Here is an 18,013-nt window from a genome sequence, read left to right as displayed (position 1 = left end):
TGACGCAAGCGACCCAACGGATTGCAAAGGACTGCAATGCGATGCAAAACACTGCAGGGTTTGTCCGGGCTGACTGATGTTCGGCCCAGCCGTGCGCCTGATCGCCATCACGCTGCTGACCGTTCTGCTGCCCCTCGCGGGCGCTGTCTTGAGCGGTCAGCCGCTGAGTAGTCTGCTTAATTTTCCGCTCAATATGCGCGGTTGGGACCCGGCGCCGATCAATGCCGCCTTCACCGACGCAGCACAACTGTTTGCCATCCTACTCGTTGGCGCGTTGCTCTGGCTGTGCTGGCCACGCAAGCGCAAACGACCAGACATCGCCGATGGTCAACGCCGGACAGCACAGCGTCCTTGGCCGCGCTACGGCTGGATCTCGCTGTTGCTGCTGATCGCAGCCTTGATCGCGATTGACGGCAAGGCCTTCAATGCGGCGATTGGGCTGCTCACGCTGGCCTTGACCCTACTCCTCAATGCCGACACCGAGCGCCGCACCGGCAGCAGCCTGATCAGCCAGCGCCGCGGTTATTTCCTGCTACTGTTCCCGGCCAGTCTGGCGGCGGGATGGCTGGTCTTCTACTGGCTGAATCTCTTCATTGGCGTTTGGACCTATCCGAATGCCACCGAGGCCGTGCCCTTCGCACTCGGCAAGTCGCTGGATTACGCCAGTCTGCTGCCTGCGCTTCTGAGCCTGCGCCAATGGCTCGGCTCATTCCCGAGACTGCTGCGCTGGACTCAGTCGGGCCTGCCGCTCGGTGATTGGGTACAAGAAGGTTGGCCCCTGATCGGGCTCGCCAGTCTTGCGCTGGCCTGCGGGGCGGTCTGGCCGGATCAGCTCTATCCACTGATCCTCATCGCACCGACCATCCTGGCGCTTGGACTGCAGATCACCGCGCGCCAAGCCACAAGCTTGTCTGGAATCGCACAGGGCGACTGGAGCCGCCCCTTGCTCACAACCGCAGCCGCAGCACTGCTGATGGCATACAGCCAAGCCATCAATCTGCTGCTCGGCTCTCTGACGTCAGCATCGCCAGCCTGGGCCTATCAGCTGCCGTTGCTTGGCGGCATCGAGTTGCTTGGATTGCCGGCACCCGCCTGGCTGATCACCCTGCCCCTCGCTCTGCTGGGTCTCTGGCTCGCAGACCAACTCACCGAGCCTTTCAAACGCCGACCGCAGCAGCCTCCCTTCCGCCCTCGCTCGCCCATCCAGATCCCAATCGTCGACTTACTGCACGAGCAGAAGCGGCGTTAGCCTTTAGCTACAACACCGCCGCATCATGTGGGATCGTTCGCGCAGGCACCGAGGTTGATCGACAGTTTGGAGGAAACCCAGCGCTCGCTTACCACTACAAACAGCTGATTGCCACCTCGTACACCCCGCCGATCACCACCCACTCATCCTCGCCCTTGAGCATCCCAGGCAACAGACCGTTGAAGAAGAACACCTTCGGCAGCGGCACCTGCGCCTCAAGGATATAGTCACCAAACTCACAGGCCCGCTCGCGATTGCTGGTGAAGCTACTGAGATTATTCAGCAAGACCCGCCGCCAGCCGGGAGTCGTCGAGCCACTGCAGAACCGGCTGCTGCCCTGCCCAGGGTCACTCCGATCGTCCCGCACCGGCGGTTGAGCGGCGCTGGCTGCCCCCATGGTGGTGCCGGACTCGGGCTTGTCATCCAACAGCTCATGCTCGCCAATCCGGTTGATGCCCCGGTAGAGCGTCAGGTGGGTCTCTTCAGGGTGCTGGCGCACCAGCTCGTATTGGCAATAGGTATAGAGCAGATCGAGCTGAGCCTCGAGCGCATTGGTCGCATAAAGCCCCTTGGCCCCCTGCGCGAGGTAGAGGTGATAGGCATCCGGATCAGCACCGTCGAGCGGCCCCGCGTGATAACGGGCGAGCAGACCAAAGCGCGTCTCGACCCAGTGTTTGAGCACGGCGCCTTCGCGCCCGTCGGCGTCGAACGACCAGCCTCGCACCATCCGCAGGTAGTTGGCGTTGCGCCGGTACTTCTTGACGCGCTCTGCGGCCAGGCCAGCGGCTTCTAGATCATCCAGACAGAAGTGTGCGGCCAGATAGTCGACGAAGCGTTCGGCGCGCTCGCGACTGTTGTCGATCGGCGCAAGAAGCCGGAACAGGTCTTGATGAAAGGCACGGATGCCGTCGATCTCGAGTGAGACCGGATGCGCCTGGTAGGTGAGCCCGCCAAGGATGACGGCTGGAAGGTTGCAACGATTGATGGGCAGGCGCGCATTCGCCGGCAAGGATGGATGAGACCTAGGCCGGTCTGTGGGCTGGAGCTGGGGCATGTCGGAGTTAGAACGTCGGCTGTCGCTAGACACACAAAGACTGGGACCTTGTTGCCTATGCTACGAAGATGACAAACCGGCCACAGAGTTATTTTTAGCTTTAATTTCAGTATATTGACGAAATTTTTTTTGTTTGGCACAGGCCGTGCTTACTCCCCCGGTGAGCGAACCATCTGTTCATCGCCCCACAGGGCATTCAACCGGGAGAATCTCATGGCACTGCGTCAATGCGCCATCTACGGCAAAGGCGGAATCGGCAAGTCCACTACCACTCAGAATCTCGTTGCTGGTCTCGCTGAGCTCGGCAAGAAGGTCATGATCGTTGGCTGTGACCCGAAGGCCGACTCCACCCGTTTGATCCTGCACGCTAAGGCGCAGGAAACCATTATGCACCTTGCGGCGGATGCTGGCTCGGTCGAAGACCTCGAGCTAGAAGATGTGTTGCGCGCCGGTTATGCCGGCATCAAGTGCGTCGAGTCTGGCGGCCCAGAGCCAGGCGTCGGTTGCGCTGGCCGTGGTGTCATCACCGCGATCAACTTCCTCGAAGAAGAAGGCGCCTATGACGAAGAGCTCGACTTCGTCTTCTACGACGTCCTCGGCGATGTGGTCTGCGGCGGCTTCGCCATGCCAATTCGCGAGAACAAGGCGCAGGAGATCTACATCGTCTGCTCTGGCGAGATGATGGCCATGTATGCGGCCAATAACATCTCCAAGGGCATCGTGAAGTACGCCAGCTCCGGCGGTGTGCGCCTAGCCGGCCTGATCTGCAACAGCCGCAACACCGCCCGCGAGGATGAGCTGATCATCGAGCTCGCGCGTCAGCTCGGCACTCACATGATCCATTTCGTACCGCGTGACAACGTCGTGCAGCGTGCCGAGATCCGCCGCATGACGGTGATCGAGTATGACCCGACCGCCAAGCAAGCGGACGAGTACCGTCAGTTGGCACAGAAGATCATCGACAACAAGAATTTCGTCATCCCGACGCCGATCACGATGGATGCCCTCGAAGACCTGCTGATGGACTTCGGCCTAATGGAAGAAGAAGACGAGAGCATCGTCGGTAAGAAAGCGGTTGAGGAGGCCGCCGCGGCCTAAACCGCGCCCGAGCACTTTGCCCATCTCCCTGGTCCCTCAGGCCGCTCTTGCATAGAACGGCAGCGAGGGGCTCTGAATCGATGCTTCAACGCGCGTCGGTCCGCAGATTAGCGGCGGCGACGACGAGAGGAACGCCAACATGGCAACAATGACCCGTGACGAGACCCAGGCCCTGATCCAAGAGGTGCTGGAGGTCTACCCCGAGAAGGCGAAGAAAGATCGCGCCAAGCATTTAGCTGTCAATGACCCATCGGTCGAGCAATCGAAGAAGTGCATCACCTCCAACCGCAAGTCTCAGCCTGGCGTGATGACCGTTCGCGGTTGCGCCTACGCCGGCTCCAAGGGCGTCGTCTGGGGTCCGATCAAGGACATGATCCACATCTCCCACGGCCCGGTCGGCTGCGGTCAATATTCGCGCGCCGGACGTCGCAATTACTACACCGGCATGACCGGCGTGAACACCTTCGGCACGATGAACTTCACCTCTGACTTCCAGGAGAAGGACATCGTCTTCGGCGGCGATAAGAAGCTGGCGAAGATGCTCGACGAGATCGAGCAGCTGTTCCCGCTCTCAAAGGGCGTCTCGGTGCAGTCTGAATGCCCGATCGGCCTCATCGGCGACGATATCGAATCGGTATCGAAGCAGAAGACCAAGGAACACAACAAGCCGATCATCCCAGTCCGCTGCGAAGGCTTCCGCGGCGTCTCGCAGTCGCTCGGCCATCACATCGCCAACGACTCGATCCGCGATCACGTCGTGCACAACCGCGACAATGACGACAGCTTCGAGACCACGCCTTACGATGTCGCCATCATCGGCGATTACAACATCGGCGGCGATGCCTGGTCCTCACGCATCCTGCTCGAAGAGATGGGCCTGCGGGTGGTCGCACAATGGTCTGGCGACGGCACCCTCTCCGAGATGGAACTGACCCCGAAGGTCAAGCTCAACCTCATCCACTGCTACCGCTCGATGAACTACATCAGCCGGCACATGGAAGAGCGCTACGGTGTGCCTTGGATGGAATACAACCTGTTCGGGCCGACCAAGATCGCCGAATCGCTGCGCAAGATCGCCGAGTTCTTCGACGAGACCATCCAGGCCAACGCCGAGAAGGTCATCGCCAAGTACCAGGCCGAGTACGACGCCATCATCGCCAAGTACCGCCCGCGTCTGGAAGGCAAGAAGGTCATGCTCTATGTCGGCGGTCTGCGTCCGCGCCACATCATCGGCGCCTATGAAGACCTCGGCATGGAAGTGGTCGGCACTGGTTATGAGTTCGCCCATAACGACGACTACGATCGCACGGTCAAGGAGATGGGCGATTCGACCCTGCTCTACGACGACGTCACCGGCTACGAATTCGAGGAATTCACCAAGGCCATCAAGCCTGACCTGGTCGGCTCCGGCATCAAGGAGAAGTACATCTTCCAGAAGATGGGCATCCCCTTCCGGCAGATGCACTCCTGGGATTACTCAGGCCCGTATCACGGCTACGACGGCTTCGCCATCTTCGCCCGCGACATGGACATGACCATCAACAACCCCTGCTGGAACAGCATGCAGGCGCCTTGGCTCAAGCCCGCCGAGGGCGAGAGCGAAGCACCGATGGCTGCGAGCGCTTGATCGGCTGACGCTGAGAACGACCCAAGGGCCAGTGCCGCGCTCGCGGGCGGCGGCGTCGATCGCCCGGATGGCGATCGCCGAGCCTCCAAGGATGGATTCACGGCGTCCGCCGGCCGTGAGTGCGGCACCGGCCCTCAGTCAACGCCATCGCCAGAACCTAACGACCCGTTTTCACTCGCCGTCCGTCCGCAGATAAGCGGCGCGGCAGGAGCACTCTCATGACCCAGACCGCCGACAAGATCAAGCCCGGCTACCCGCTGTTCCTTGACGAAGACTACCAGGCTAGCATCACCAGCAAGCGCGAGACCTCCGAGGAGCGTGTTGATCAGGCCAAGCTCGACGAGGTCTTCGAGTGGACCACGACCAAGGAATACCAGGAGCTCAACTTCGCCCGTGAGTCCCTGACCATCAATCCGGCCAAGGCCTGCCAGCCACTCGGCGCCGTACTCTGCGCGCTCGGCTTCGAGAAGACCCTGCCCTACGTGCATGGCTCCCAAGGCTGCGTCGCCTACTTCCGCACCTACTTCAACCGCCACTTCAAGGAGCCGATCGCCTGCGTCTCCGACTCGATGACCGAGGACGCGGCAGTCTTTGGCGGCCAGAAGAACATGTTCGACGGGCTCGAGAACGCCAAGGCCCTCTACAAGCCGGAGATGATCGCGGTCTCCACCACCTGCATGGCCGAGGTCATCGGTGACGACCTCAACGCCTTCATCGGCAACTCCAAGAAGGAAGGGCACATCCCCCAAGAGTTCCCGACTCCCTTTGCGCACACCCCGAGCTTCGTCGGCAGCCACACCACCGGCTGGGACAACATGTTCGAAGGCACCATGCGCTACTTCACCCTCAACACCATGGAAGACAAAGCGGTTGGCAGCAACGGCAAGATCAATCTGGTGCCGGGCTTCGAGACCTACCTCGGCAACTTCCGCGTCATGCACCGGATGATGCAGGAGATGGGCGTTGACTACAGCATGCTCAGCGATCCAACCGACGTGCTCGACACGCCAGCCGATGGCGAATACCGGATGTACGACGGCGGCACCACGATCGACGAGATCAAAGACGCCCCGAACGCGATCGACACCCTGCTGCTACAACCCTGGCAGCTACCGAAGACCAAGAAGTATCTCGACACCGTCTGGCATCAGCCAGCCTCGAAGATCGACATCCCCATGGGCCTCGAATGGACCGACGACTTCCTGATGAAGGTCTCGGAGCTGACCGGCAAGGAGATCCCGGCCTCCCTGGCGAAGGAGCGTGGCCGCCTGGTCGACATGATGACCGACAGCCATCAGTGGCTGCACGGCAAGAGCTTCGCGCTCTACGGCGATGCCGATTTCGTCATGGGCCTGACCAAGTTCCTGCTCGAGCTGGGTGCCGAGCCGAAGCACATCCTCTGCCATCACGCCAACAAGCGTTGGAAGAAGGCGATGGATGCGATGCTGGCCGATTCGCCCTACGGTCAGAACTCGACCGTCTACATGAGCAAAGACCTCTGGCACCTGCGCTCACTGTGCTTCACCGACAAGCCGGACTTCCTGATCGGCAACAGCTACGGCAAGTTCATCCAGCGCGACACCCTGCACAAGGGCAAGGAGCATGAAGTCCCGCTGATCCGCCTCGGCTTCCCGATCTTCGATCGTCATCACCTGCATCGGATGACCACGCTCGGCTACGAAGGCGCGATGTACATGCTGACCACCTTGGTCAACGCTGTGCTCGAGCAGCTCGATCGCGAGACCAACGAGATGGGCGTTACCGACTTCGGTTACGACCTGGTTCGGTAACCGCGAAGGTGGCTTTCGGCCCGACAAGCGGCTTCCTCCTCTTGTCGGGCCGGGGTGGGACTGTCTGCAAGCTCAGGCGACATGGAACGCCTACTCAGTGCCAAAGGTCCCGTCGCGGCCCTGGTGTCCCCGGTCAGCGGACGCCGTGAATCCGTCCTTGGAGGCTCGGCGATCGCCATCCGGGCGATCGACGCCGCTGACCGGGGGCACCAGGACCCCGACTCGCGCCTCAGGAACACCGGACGGCAGAGGGCGGCATGAATCCAGTCCCTGGTGGCCCGGCGACCGGCATGCGGGCGATCGACACCACTGAGTCACAAGCACCGCCGACTAGCCAAAACAAAGAGATAGCACAAGATGCCCAACGTGATGATCCGAAAGAACGACAGCGGTGGACTGCTGTTCTATGTCGCCAAGAAGGACATGGAGGAGACCATCGCCAGCGTTGAGACCGACACCAGCGACGCCTGGGGTGGCGCTGTCGAGCTGACCGATGGCTCGCGCTGGTACATCGACCCAGTCAGCCCACCGCCCAGCTTCCCAACCACCCTGCGCTTCAAGCGCGCCGAGAGCTGAGCGAGTCACAGAAGTCAGCAAACCTGCTACTGCAGCGACGCCCCAATCCAGTTCCCGCGGCAATGCATGACCAACATCCGACATAGCCGCCATCACAACGCCCCAACCGGAGGTACACCATGGCCTTGCAAATCATCCGCGACCTCTGCACCGCCTGCGGCGACTGCGTATCCGTCTGCCCGACCGACAGCATCACCCCGTTCAAAGGCACCTACAAGATCGACCCGAACACCTGTACCGAGTGCGACGACGCCGATCCGCAGTGCCTCGACGTCTGCATGGAAGACGACTGCATCGTCCCCGCCTAAGAAGGGTCGAGCGAAAAGCGCAGGCAACTAAAGGCTGTCCGTGAGCCAGCAGCAAACGTCGCCGGACGTCCGCAAACAGCCAAAGCGCGAGCAGAGTCTGTCGGGTGGCGCCCGCCGGGGGCGTGCGCAGCAAGGATGCTGCGCTCGAGCCTCCAAGGACGGATTCACGGCGTCCCCCGGCGGGCGCTACCCGGCAGACGCTGCCTGCACCCAACCCGCAGTCTCGGCCACCACCAACGCCAAGCGCGACAACAGGGTCCCAGTCTCAACACCAAGGCTCAAGCCCAACGCCAAGACGCCAAGACGCCAAGACGCCAAGACCCAGCCAAAGCCAATCCGGTAAGACAAGAAAGGAGCCACCGATGACCCAAACGACCTTATCCGACGAGATCGCGCTGCGCATCGGCCTCGCCGCCCGCGCCCTCCCAGATACCGACATCGCCCGGCTCCTGCGCGTGCTCGCCGACGCCGTCGGCCTCCCTCCAACCGCCGCCAATCTCGACAAACTCACCGTCAAAGAGCTCAAACAGGCCGCCGACGGCGAACTCGCCGACATCGACAGCACCTCCCTCAAAGAGGCCCTAGCCCGCCTCAAAGGCCAAGGCAGCACCGACATCGAGCCCGCACCCGAGCCCGAGTCCTACAGCGACGACGAGCTGCCCAACTCGATCCGCGTCGCCTGCGCCTCCAACGGCGGCGAGCTGCTCGACGGCCACTTCGGCTCCTGCCAGCGCTTTCTGGTCTATCAGGTCTCCGCCGACAGCTACAAGCTCATCGACTGCCGCGACATCGACCCGACCGCCGGCGAGCTACAAGACGATAAAAACAGCTATCGCGCCTCACTGATCGCCGACTGCCAGGTCCTCTACGTCGCCTCCATCGGCGGCCCGGCCGCGGCCAAGGTCGTCAAGCGCGACATCCACCCGATCAAACGCCCGCAGATGGGCAACGCCCGCGAGCACATCGCCGAACTCTCGCGCACGCTCGCCGCGAAAACACCACCCTGGCTCGCCAAGATCATGGGCACTGCAACCGAAGACCGCGTCCACTTCGAGCGATCCGCTGAAGAAGCATAAGGAACCCCAAGACCCGCTCGAGACTGGCACGGACGCTTGCTCGCGCACCACCGGCAGCACGGCGGCAGCCTGGAGCCAACACACAGCATGATCACTCCAGTCTTTCTCGATCAGATCGAGACCATCCTCAACCGCGCCGGCCTCAGCGCCGACTCGGTCGCAGCCTTGCGCGACGCCTTCCCAGACCATCACTTCACCCACTGCCTCGATGACGACATCAGTGCCGGCATCGAGCCGGTGCGGGAATCCGACGGCTTCAACCTCTACCTCATCGACGCCAGCGAGCACTGCCTGCGCTTCACCCGCGACCTCGACAGCGCCACCGGCCTGGTCCTCGCCGAGGTCAGCGACGAGGATGAAGTCGCGATCGGATGACGTCTTCCCAAAGCATCCAGGTTGCATTTCCGCTGGTAAACAGAGATGCTTTCACTGATAGAAACAAGGGGAGCAACGATGTCTCAATCCACTGAAGCCTTAGAGATTGCAGTCCTGCAGCTCCCCACTGAGGAGCGGACTCGGTTGCTGGATCGCCTCGTTGCCAGCCTGGATTCAGACAGGGCTAGAGATGCTGCCTGGGATCAACTTGCCGCGCAGCGCGACGCCAGCATCGAGGGCGGATCGCAGCAGGAGATCCCGGGTCCCGACGTCATCGCGCGTCTTCGTGCGCGTTTGAAATAACCGATCAGCTGCACCCTGATGCAGAGCGAGACCTCTTAGATGCCTTGCAATTCTATCAGCAGGAGGCCGGTCGAGCGGTCGCCGCTCGCTTCATCGACGCATTTGAGCAAGCGACCACACTCATTGCAGAGAATCCAAGCCTAGGCGCATCAACAAATGCATCTCGCCGCAGTTTCCCGCTGCGAGGATTCCCTTATTCTGTCATCTATCGGCCGTTGGAAACGGGCATTCGTATCCTAGTCGTCAGGCACCAGCACCGGCATCCGACCCATGGCGACGCCCGCCACTAACCCGCTGCGGTAATCCCATGGAGTCTTTCACCGTTGCGCAGACGACAATCCCTCTGTCACAAGCCCGACATCAGCCTGCCAGAGCATCATTAATATCTTTGATAATCAATAAACTAATAGCCATCCCGCTCTAGGCCCGAGATTTGCTAGCCGATATATCCATGCGGATTCTCAATCGCACCGCCCGGCGCCCTCTCTCAGCGCTAGCAGCCGTCTTCAACTCGAGCCTGGAGCCAGACCATGTGGGATTACTCAGACACCGTCAAAGAGCACTTCTTCAACCCGCGCAATGCCGGCGCCGTCGCTGATTCCAATGCGATCGGCGAGGTCGGCTCCCTCTCCTGTGGCGATGCGCTGCGCCTGACCCTCAAGGTCGACCCAGCGAGCGAGACCATCCTCGATGCTGGCTTCCAGACCTTCGGCTGCGGCTCGGCGATCGCCTCCAGCTCGGCACTGACCGAGATCATCAAGGGCATGACCCTCGATCAGGCCCTAAAGGTCAGCAACCAAGACATCGCCGACTATCTCGACGGCCTGCCGCCAGAGAAGATGCACTGCTCGGTGATGGGCCGCGAGGCCTTGCAATCGGCAGTCGCCAACTACCGCGGCGAGGTCTGGAGCGACGATCATGCAGAAGGCGCCATGATCTGCAAGTGCTTCGCCGTCGATGAGGTGCTGATCGAGGAGACCATCCGCGCAAACAGTCTCAGCAGCGTCGAAGAGGTGTCGAACTACACCAAGGCCGGGGGCGGCTGCTCGGCCTGCCACGAAGGCATCGAAACGATCCTTGCGCGGGTGCTCACGGAGCAGGGGCGCAGCTTTCAGCCGTCTGCTCCTCCCGCTAAAGCACCGGAGCGCCAGCGGGTTGCCATTGGTATGCCGCTGATGCCGAAGCGCGACCAAACATCTGCACCGGCGGAGCAGCCGTCGGCGAGCGCGACAGTCGTTGCAGCGGTCGCAACAGCGCCGCCAGCCATATCAGCAAGCGTCGCACCGCCTCCGGGCAGCGCCGCATTGGCCGCTGCATCGCCAGCCGCCACATCGCCAGCTGCGGCAACAGCGAACAAGGCGGAGTCCGGCGCAAAGGCTCGCCCCCAATTGAGCAACCTGGCCCGCATCCGCCGCATCGAGCAGACCATCGAGTCGATTCGGCCGAATCTGCAGCGCGACCATGGTGATATCGAGCTGATTGATGTCGACGGCAAGAACGTCTTCGTCAAGATGGTCGGCGCCTGCTCCGGCTGCCAGCTTGCTGCGGTGACGCTGGAAGGCATTCAGGAGCGCATCTGCGAGGATCTCGGCGAGCTGGTTCGCGTGCTGCCAGAACAGGCGATGGCCTTCGCTCAACGCGCCTGAGCTTCGGCGCGACCATGAGCCCGTGGCGGAGCAGCGTGACACATTGATCGGCTTCGCGAGATACAGACGATGAACACCATGAGCCCAACCAGCATGTCTAGCGATCAGCCCAACACCGGTATCTATCTCGACAACAACGCCACCACTATGGTCTCACCCGAAGTGGTCGAGGCCATGCTGCCCTACTTCAGCGAGCAGTTCGGTAATGCCTCCTCGATGCATCAGTTCGGCGATCGGGTCGGGCGCGCCATCAAGACCGCGCGCCAGCAGGTGCAAGCCTTGCTTGGCGCCGAGCTCGACTCCGAGATCGTTTTCACCTCTTGCGGCACCGAGTCCGATTCGACTGCCATCTTGTCCGCGATCAAGGCCCAGCCGGAGCGCCGCGAGATCATCACCACAGTGGTCGAACATCCGGCAGTGCTGAGCCTCTGCGAGCATCTGGAGAAGGACGGCTATAGCGTTCACAGGCTCGAGGTCGATGGACAGGGGCGTCTCGATCTCGCGCACTACCAATCACTGCTCAGCGAGCAGGTCGCCATCGTCTCGGTGATGTGGGCCAACAATGAGACCGGCACCCTGTTTCCGGTCGAGCAGATGGCCGAGATGGCCCAAGAAGCCGGTGTGATGTTCCATACCGACGCAGTCCAAGCCGTCGGCAAGCTGCCGATCGATCTCAAGACGACGGCCATCGACATGCTCTCGCTGTCCGGGCACAAGCTGCATGCGCCCAAAGGCATCGGCGTGCTCTATCTGCGTCGCGGCACCCGCTTCCGCCCGCTGCTGCGCGGCGGTCACCAAGAGCGCGGTCGACGCGCTGGCACCGAGAACAGCGCCTCGATCGTCGCGCTGGGCAAAGCCTGTGAGCTGGCCCAAGCCCATCTCGAGACCGAGCGCACCCAGGTCGCCGCGCTGCGCGATCGGCTTGAGCAAGGCATTCTTGATGTGGTCCCAAACAGCTTCGTCACGGGTGACCCCAGCAATCGACTGCCAAACACCAGCAATATCGCCTTCGAGTTCATCGAGGGCGAGGCCATCCTGTTGCTGCTCAACAAGCTCGGCATCGCCGCCTCCAGTGGCTCCGCCTGCACCTCGGGCTCGCTCGAGCCAAGCCACGTGATGCGCGCGATGGGCATCCCCTTCACCGCTGCCCATGGCACCACCCGCTTCTCGCTCTCGCGCTACACCACGGCTGAGGAGATCGAGCGCGTCATCGAAGCCGTGCCACCGGTCGTCGCCCAACTGCGCAAGCTCTCGCCCTACTGGGATCAAGACCGCCCAGCAACCGAGGGCCAGGGGCATCAAGCCAGCTTTCAGCCCGCTTATGCCTGATGCCTACCAACCCGCGTCGGCGCCAAATCGAGTCTTATCTTGCGGCCTCACTGCTGCGATAACCGCTCATTGAACAATGGCTCGGCGCCGATCAAGGGTATCATGCAGCCATCAGGCCCCCAATGTTGTCACGTTGTAGTGACGTCGAAGTGTAGTCGGAGGCTGTAGCTTATCAACCAAGATCCTGTGCCGATGCAACAGGGAATCAGATTCCCTATCGAGATTCCGGGTCGGACGACGCTGGCATCTCGAGCTTTTCCTCCAGCCGAGCCAGCCGTTCTTCTAGCCCTGGGGTGTTTAGCTGTGGGTCACGCGCCTTGGTGTCGAAGGTCGGGTTGCCACGCCACCAGTCGACGCCCATCTCGACAGCGCGATCGACCGAGCAGATCAACAGCCGGACCTCGATCGTCAGCAGTTCCACCTCGACCAGTTTGACGCGGATATCGCCCGCAATCACAACCCCCTTATCCAGCAAGCGCTCGAGCAGGTCGGCGACTGTCGTGCTGTCGGTCGAATGGGTCAGATTGCGTTGATTGGTGGCCATGATGCCTCCTTAGAGCAGTCGGCCCAGCGGGCCGAGGTCGAGATTCAAATCCTCGTCGCGTAGGCCAAAGGCCTCGCGGGAGAAAGTGCTGCCTGATCCGACCGCATTCCTGGTGCCGCTGGGACCTTCAGGCGGCCACGGGGTCGGGATGGGATGCGGCGATCTCAGCGAACCGCTCGTGGCAGGCCAGGAAGGCATCAACGACGTCCGGATCGAAGTGGCGACCGCGGTCCTCGAGGATGATCTGCGTCGTCTCGTCCAGCGTCAGCGGAGGCTTGTAGACGCGCTTGTTGAGCAGGGCGTCGAACACATCGGCCAGCGCCATCTGGCGGCCCGAGACCGGGATCGCCTCACCAGCCAGCCCGTTGGGATAGCCGGAGCAATCCCATTTCTCGTGATGGCTGTCGGCGATCTCGGCCGCGACCTCGAGGAAGGCGAAGGCATCCGGCACCTTGTCTGCCGCCTCGGGATCCGCTCCTGCGGCACTGGACCGTATGGCGTGTTCGATGGCCTCGGCGCCGATCCGCGCGTGGGTCTTCATGATCTCGTATTCGTGCGCATCGAGGCGGCCGCGCTTGAACAGGATCGCGTCGGGGATGCCGACCTTGCCGATGTCGTGCAGCGGGGCCGCTTTGATGATGTGCTCGAGCCGCTGCCCGGCGAGCGCCGGGGCGAACTTGGGATGCTCGGCCAGGTGCCGGGCCAGCACCTCGACATAGGCTTGGGTGCGCATGATGTGCAGCCCGGTCTCGTTATCGCGGGCCTCGGCCAGGTTAGCCAGGGCGCGGATGCTGAGCTCCTGAATCAGGAGGTTGTCGCGCATCCGGCGAGCGACCTCGGCCTCCAGCCATTCGTTTTCATTCGCGAGGCGGTCGCGAGCCTCTTTGAACTCCAGATGGGCCTTGACGCGTGCCCGCAGGATGACCGGATTGATGGGTTTGGTAATGTAATCCACCGCGCCAAGCGAGAGGCCAATCTCCTCATTCTCGCTGCTGTTCGTTGCAGTGATGAAGATCACCGGAATCTTGCGCAGGTCTTCATCGGCATGCAGGCGCCGCATCACCTCGTAGCCGTCCATGCCCGGCATCATGACGTCGAGCAGGATGAGATCCGGCAAGGGTGGCCTTTCGACCATCCGCAAGGCGCGCTCGCCGGAAGTGCCGACCCGCACGTGGTAGAGCGGCTGCAGGAGCTCTCCGAGTACGGTGAGATTCTCGGGCGCATCATCGACGATCAGGATACTGTGCCGGGTCGGCTCAAGGACACTAGGCATTGTGGTCACAATCAAGCTCCTGCGTTTGGGCTCATGTCGAAGAGGTCGACCTCGCCTACCAAGAGGCAGCGCTCGAAAGCCTAACCATGGCCTCGACTGATTGCCTCCATCGCTGAAAATAGGTCTCATCTGCTGTGACGTGGCTCTCATTGTGCCCGCGGCGCGCCGGTGGTGAGCTCATGGCTGATCCGCCGCCTCAGCGGTCCTGATCTCTTCGAGCAGTGTCTGCGCCGTCTCGAAGTCGAAGTCCTCTAGGGCAGCTTGCAGCTGTTGAGCCTCGTGGCGCAAGCCGGCGCGCTCGAGCAGCAAGCGTTCGGCCTCCAGACGCGAGCCGGCCGCGAAGCTTGAATCCTCGATCAAGACCGCCAGCTCGGCGAGCACCTGCTCGGGTTGCGGCGACTCCATCGCATTGGCCGGTGATGCTGGCGTTGCCGGCGAGGCTGCGCGCGGTGTGGGCATTGCGGCGGGCAGGGTTGCGATTGCGGCGAGCACGCGGGCGAGCTCGCGCTCTACGGCGGCCTGCGCATCGGGGTCGGCAGTTCGCTGCTTGGCGCTGGCTTCCAGGCGTGTGCAGGCCCGTTGCAGCGCCTCAGCGCCGAGGTTGCCGGCGACGCCTTTGAGCCGGTGGATCAGGCACTGGGCCTGCTCCCAGTTGCCACCGGCCACGGCAGCGTCGATCCCTGTGAGATCCTCACCATGGGTCTGTGCGACCTTGTGCAGCAGCTTTAGATACAGCGCGCGATTGCCCTGTACGCGCTCCAGCCCGGCGGCGGTGTCGAAGCCATCTAGCGCCAGCAGTGCCGGCGCTTCAGCCTCCGAGGGGCCGGGCACGGCTGGTGCGGGCGCAGCCGTGGCCAAGGACCCGGACCCGGCCTCTGGCACGGATTCAGGCCCGCTACTCTGGGCGGAAGCCCCCGGGTCCGGCAGACCTGGGCGCACCCAGTGCGCCAGGGTCTGGAACAGGACGCTGACGTTGACCGGCTTGGCGACATAATCGTTCATGCCGGCGGCAAGCACCTTCTCGCGATCGCCGGCCAAGGCATTGGCGGTCATGGCGATCACGGGCAGCTCCGCAAAGCGCGGGTCCTGGCGCAGCCGGCGGGTGGCTTCGTAGCCGTCCATGACCGGCATCTGGCAGTCCATGAGCACCCCGTCGAAGGACTCCTGCTCGAGCCGCGCCAGGGCCTCTTGCCCATCGTTGACGACCTCCACCCGGAGCCCGTTGCTGGTCAATAGCTCGAGCGCCAGCTCTTGGTTGATCGCGTTGTCCTCCACCAGCAGCACCTTGGCCCCCTGCAGCCGGGCGATATCCGCGGCCGACGCGCCGCGGTCGTGACGCTTGCGCGGACGCGGCGCCGGCGTTAGCGGGCGACCGAGCGCATGCGAGATCGCATCGAGCAGTTCCGAGGGGGTGGCGGGCTTGGTCAGGAACCCACGGATGTCGAGGTCCTCGGCAGCGGCCATAGCCTCCTCGCGACCGTAAGCAGTGACCATGAGCAGGGCCGGTGGCGGGGTGCTGTCGGTGCGCGCCAGGATCGCCCGCGCCGTGGCCAAGCCATCGAGCCCCGGCATCTTCCAATCCAATAGCATCAGGTCATGCAGGTCGGTGGTCTCACGCAGCCTCTGTAATGCCTCATCACCGCTGGCGACGCTCTCCACGTGCAACCCTAGGCTGGTGAGCATGGCGCTGAGGGTCTCACGGGCGCTGGCGTTGTCGTCCACGACCAATACCCGCAGGGCGGCGAGTTCGTGCAGCGCGATGGGCGCCTGCCGGGGGATGCCCTGCTGTTTGCCAAGCTGGGCGGTGAAATGGAAGCTGCTGCCAACCCCGAGCCTGCTCTCGACCCAAATCGCTCCGCCCATCAGCTCGCAAAGGTCCTTGGAGATGGTCAGCCCCAGGCCGGTGCCGCCGTAGCGGCGTGTGGTCGAGGTGTCGGCCTGGCTGAAGGGCTGATACAGCTTGGCCTGCTGCTCGGCACTGAGTCCGATGCCGGTGTCGCGCACGATAAAGTGCAGGCGGCAGGTCTCGGCGTCCTGCGCGAGCACCTCGGCACCAATGATGATCTCGCCCTGCTCGGTGAACTTGACCGCGTTGTTGGCGAGATTGGTCAGGATCTGGCTCAGACGCAGCGGGTCGCCGACCAGGGCGCTCGGCAGCTCGGGCGGTAGGTCAAAGATCAGCTCCAGCCCCTTGTGCTCGGCCTTGAAACCAATCACCGTCGCCAGGTTGCCAAACACCTCGTCGAGACTGAGCTCGACCTGCTCAAGGGTCAGCCTACCGGCCTCGATCTTGGAGAAATCCAGGATATCGTTGAGGATGCCGAGCAGCGCCTCGGCCGAGCGATACGCCTTCTCGATGTAGTTGCGCTGCTTGGTATCGAGCGCGGTCTGCAGCGCCAGGTGCGTCATGCCAAGGATGGCGTTCATCGACGTGCGGACCTCGTGGCTCATGTTGGCCAGGAATTCCGACTTGGCGCGGTTGGCTGATTCGGCGCTCTCGCGCGCAATGCGCTCTTCCTCAGCACGCTGCTGCTCGCGAATGTCCTCGACCATGGCCAGCGGCAGAAAGGGCTCGCCCTCGGCAGCGGGCACCAGGGTGACGCGCAGGCTTCCTCGCACTTCGGAGCCGTCCGGTCGCAGGTAGCGTTTGGACAGGGCGTAGAACGTTCGCTCACCACGCATCAGCTCTCCGAACAGCTGTACGTCCTTTTCCCGATCCTCGGGGTGGGTGAATTCCTCAAAGCGCAGGTCGGCCAGTTCTGCCGCACTGCGGCCCAGGAACTCTGTCAGGGCGCGGTTCACCAGGACAGCGCGGCGATCGGCGCCGACTAAGGCGATGCCGATGGGGGCATTGTCGATAAGGGCGCTGAGCCGGGCCTCGCTGCGGGTGAGACGTGCCTGAGCCTGATAACGCTCGGTCATGTCGGTGATGAAGCCCTCCAGGGCCTCGAGCGAGCCATCCGCGGCCCAGATCCCGATACCGCGCTCCATGACCCAGTGGACTTGCTGTTCACGATCGCGGATTCGATACTCGATGTCATGGGCCTGCCGGGCCGCCAGCGCCTGCTGCACTTGCGACCAAACCCGCTCCCGATCATCGGGCTCGATCAACGCGGCAAAGGATGTCTGCCGATTGCCGATCAGCTCGGCCGGGGCATAGCCTGTGAGGGCCTGCGTCTGCTCACTCATGAACTCCATGGTCCAGTCGTCATCATTACGGCAGCGAAAGGCGATGCCCGGAAGATTACCGATCAAGGTTTCCAACTGGCGCCGGTACTGGGCAACCGCGATCTCAGCTTGCTTGCGCTGCGTGATGTCCAGATGGATGCCGGACATGCTCAACGGCTGACCGTCTTTACTCCAGCGCGCCACCTTCCCAATGTCGAGGACCCAGACCCAGTGACCGTCCTTGTGGCGCATCCGGGCCTCACACTCGTACAGGTCGCTTTCACCACGAAAATGCCGTTCCAGCAGCGCTTGCGACTCCGTCAAGTCGTCCGGATGCGCCAGCGACAGCCAGGTTTCGATGCTGACCGGGGACAGTTCCTTGAGCGAGTAGCCAAGGATCTCGGCCCAGCGCTCGTTGAAGTGGGTTTCGCCGGTATCGATGCGCCACTCCCAGGTCCCCACCTTGGTGCCGCGGATGATGTCGGACAGGCGGCATTCATTCTCGTCGAGCGCGCTGAAACTGGCATTCAAGGTGACGGCCATCTCGGCTGTCGTGCTGACGAGTTCCTCAAGCTCCGATACACGGCTTCTTCGGAT

At 62.6% G+C, this 18,013-nt stretch carries 17 protein-coding genes; 12 read left to right on the top strand and 5 right to left on the bottom strand.

Annotation, left to right across the window (positions count from 1 at the left end; all coding sequences use genetic code 11):
- The first annotated feature begins 76 nt into the window (after positions 1–76).
- The gene (locus CKO42_RS15425; RefSeq protein ID WP_200245966.1) at positions 77–1,249 is read left to right on the top strand and encodes a hypothetical protein; all 1,173 of its coding nucleotides are present in this window, start codon (positions 77–79) and stop codon (positions 1,247–1,249) included.
- A gap of 94 nt (positions 1,250–1,343) precedes the next feature.
- On the opposite strand, the gene CKO42_RS15415 is transcribed toward CKO42_RS15425, so the two are convergent.
- Positions 1,344–2,303, bottom strand: a complete 960-nt coding sequence (locus tag CKO42_RS15415) for an NAD(+)--dinitrogen-reductase ADP-D-ribosyltransferase (RefSeq protein WP_242479422.1) — start codon at positions 2,301–2,303, stop codon at positions 1,344–1,346.
- 213 nt (positions 2,304–2,516) lie between these two features.
- Here CKO42_RS15415 and nifH point away from each other — a divergent pair, with 213 nt between their 5' ends.
- The 5 genes from nifH to CKO42_RS15390 all read left to right on the top strand — a co-directional run bounded on the left by nifH (position 2,517) and on the right by CKO42_RS15390 (position 7,702).
- Positions 2,517–3,401, top strand: coding sequence for a nitrogenase iron protein (gene nifH / locus CKO42_RS15410; protein ID WP_200245964.1), 885 nt, complete (start codon positions 2,517–2,519; stop codon positions 3,399–3,401).
- Between the two features lie 139 nt (positions 3,402–3,540).
- Positions 3,541–5,028 (top strand): nitrogenase molybdenum-iron protein alpha chain, encoded by a 1,488-nt coding sequence (gene nifD / locus CKO42_RS15405; RefSeq protein ID WP_200245961.1) that lies wholly within the window; start codon positions 3,541–3,543, stop codon positions 5,026–5,028.
- A 218-nt stretch (positions 5,029–5,246) separates the two neighbouring features.
- Positions 5,247–6,818, top strand: a complete 1,572-nt coding sequence (gene nifK / locus CKO42_RS15400; RefSeq protein ID WP_200245958.1) for a nitrogenase molybdenum-iron protein subunit beta — start codon at positions 5,247–5,249, stop codon at positions 6,816–6,818.
- Positions 6,819–7,175: 357 nt separating this feature from the next.
- Positions 7,176–7,394, top strand: a complete 219-nt coding sequence (nifT, locus tag CKO42_RS15395) for a putative nitrogen fixation protein NifT (RefSeq protein ID WP_200245952.1) — start codon at positions 7,176–7,178, stop codon at positions 7,392–7,394.
- Between the two features lie 119 nt (positions 7,395–7,513).
- Positions 7,514–7,702, top strand: coding sequence for a 4Fe-4S dicluster domain-containing protein (locus tag CKO42_RS15390; protein ID WP_200245942.1), 189 nt, complete (start codon positions 7,514–7,516; stop codon positions 7,700–7,702).
- Positions 7,703–7,888: 186 nt separating this feature from the next.
- On the opposite strand, the gene CKO42_RS15385 is transcribed toward CKO42_RS15390, so the two are convergent.
- Positions 7,889–8,050, bottom strand: a complete 162-nt coding sequence (locus CKO42_RS15385) for a hypothetical protein (RefSeq protein ID WP_200245940.1) — start codon at positions 8,048–8,050, stop codon at positions 7,889–7,891.
- A 14-nt stretch (positions 8,051–8,064) separates the two neighbouring features.
- Here CKO42_RS15385 and CKO42_RS15380 point away from each other — a divergent pair, with 14 nt between their 5' ends.
- From CKO42_RS15380 to nifS, 6 genes are all read left to right on the top strand, one after another.
- Entirely contained in the window at positions 8,065–8,778 is a 714-nt protein-coding gene (locus CKO42_RS15380) for a dinitrogenase iron-molybdenum cofactor biosynthesis protein (RefSeq protein ID WP_200245938.1), read from the top strand.
- 87 nt (positions 8,779–8,865) lie between these two features.
- Positions 8,866–9,153 (top strand): DUF6129 family protein, encoded by a 288-nt coding sequence (locus tag CKO42_RS15375; protein WP_200245936.1) that lies wholly within the window; start codon positions 8,866–8,868, stop codon positions 9,151–9,153.
- 78 nt (positions 9,154–9,231) lie between these two features.
- On the top strand, positions 9,232–9,456 hold the full coding sequence (locus tag CKO42_RS15370) for an addiction module protein (protein WP_200245934.1): 225 nt from the start codon (positions 9,232–9,234) through the stop codon (positions 9,454–9,456).
- On the top strand, positions 9,351–9,746 hold the full coding sequence (locus CKO42_RS28560) for a type II toxin-antitoxin system RelE/ParE family toxin (protein WP_420844318.1): 396 nt from the start codon (positions 9,351–9,353) through the stop codon (positions 9,744–9,746). The genes CKO42_RS15370 and CKO42_RS28560 overlap by 106 nt, the downstream gene beginning before the upstream one ends.
- Positions 9,747–9,986: 240 nt before the next feature.
- Entirely contained in the window at positions 9,987–11,102 is a 1,116-nt protein-coding gene (nifU, locus tag CKO42_RS27350; protein ID WP_242479421.1) for a Fe-S cluster assembly protein NifU, read from the top strand.
- A 93-nt stretch (positions 11,103–11,195) separates the two neighbouring features.
- On the top strand, positions 11,196–12,431 hold the full coding sequence (nifS, locus tag CKO42_RS15350) for a cysteine desulfurase NifS (protein WP_200245930.1): 1,236 nt from the start codon (positions 11,196–11,198) through the stop codon (positions 12,429–12,431).
- 214 nt (positions 12,432–12,645) lie between these two features.
- On the opposite strand, the gene CKO42_RS15345 is transcribed toward nifS, so the two are convergent.
- The 3 genes from CKO42_RS15345 to CKO42_RS15335 all read right to left on the bottom strand — a co-directional run bounded on the left by CKO42_RS15345 (position 12,646) and on the right by CKO42_RS15335 (position 17,959).
- Positions 12,646–12,975, bottom strand: coding sequence for a gas vesicle protein (locus CKO42_RS15345; RefSeq protein WP_200245912.1), 330 nt, complete (start codon positions 12,973–12,975; stop codon positions 12,646–12,648).
- A gap of 127 nt (positions 12,976–13,102) precedes the next feature.
- Positions 13,103–14,248: a response regulator gene (locus tag CKO42_RS15340; protein ID WP_200246013.1), complete on the bottom strand. Its 1,146-nt coding sequence runs from the start codon at positions 14,246–14,248 to the stop codon at positions 13,103–13,105.
- Positions 14,249–14,425: 177 nt separating this feature from the next.
- Positions 14,426–17,959, bottom strand: a complete 3,534-nt coding sequence (locus tag CKO42_RS15335; protein ID WP_200245910.1) for a response regulator — start codon at positions 17,957–17,959, stop codon at positions 14,426–14,428.
- Positions 17,960–18,013 lie beyond the last annotated feature (54 nt).

Source organism: Lamprobacter modestohalophilus (genome assembly GCF_016583905.1).
Taxonomy (GTDB): domain Bacteria; phylum Pseudomonadota; class Gammaproteobacteria; order Chromatiales; family Chromatiaceae; genus Lamprobacter; species Lamprobacter modestohalophilus.
This window is presented reverse-complemented; position numbering and strand designations above follow the sequence as displayed.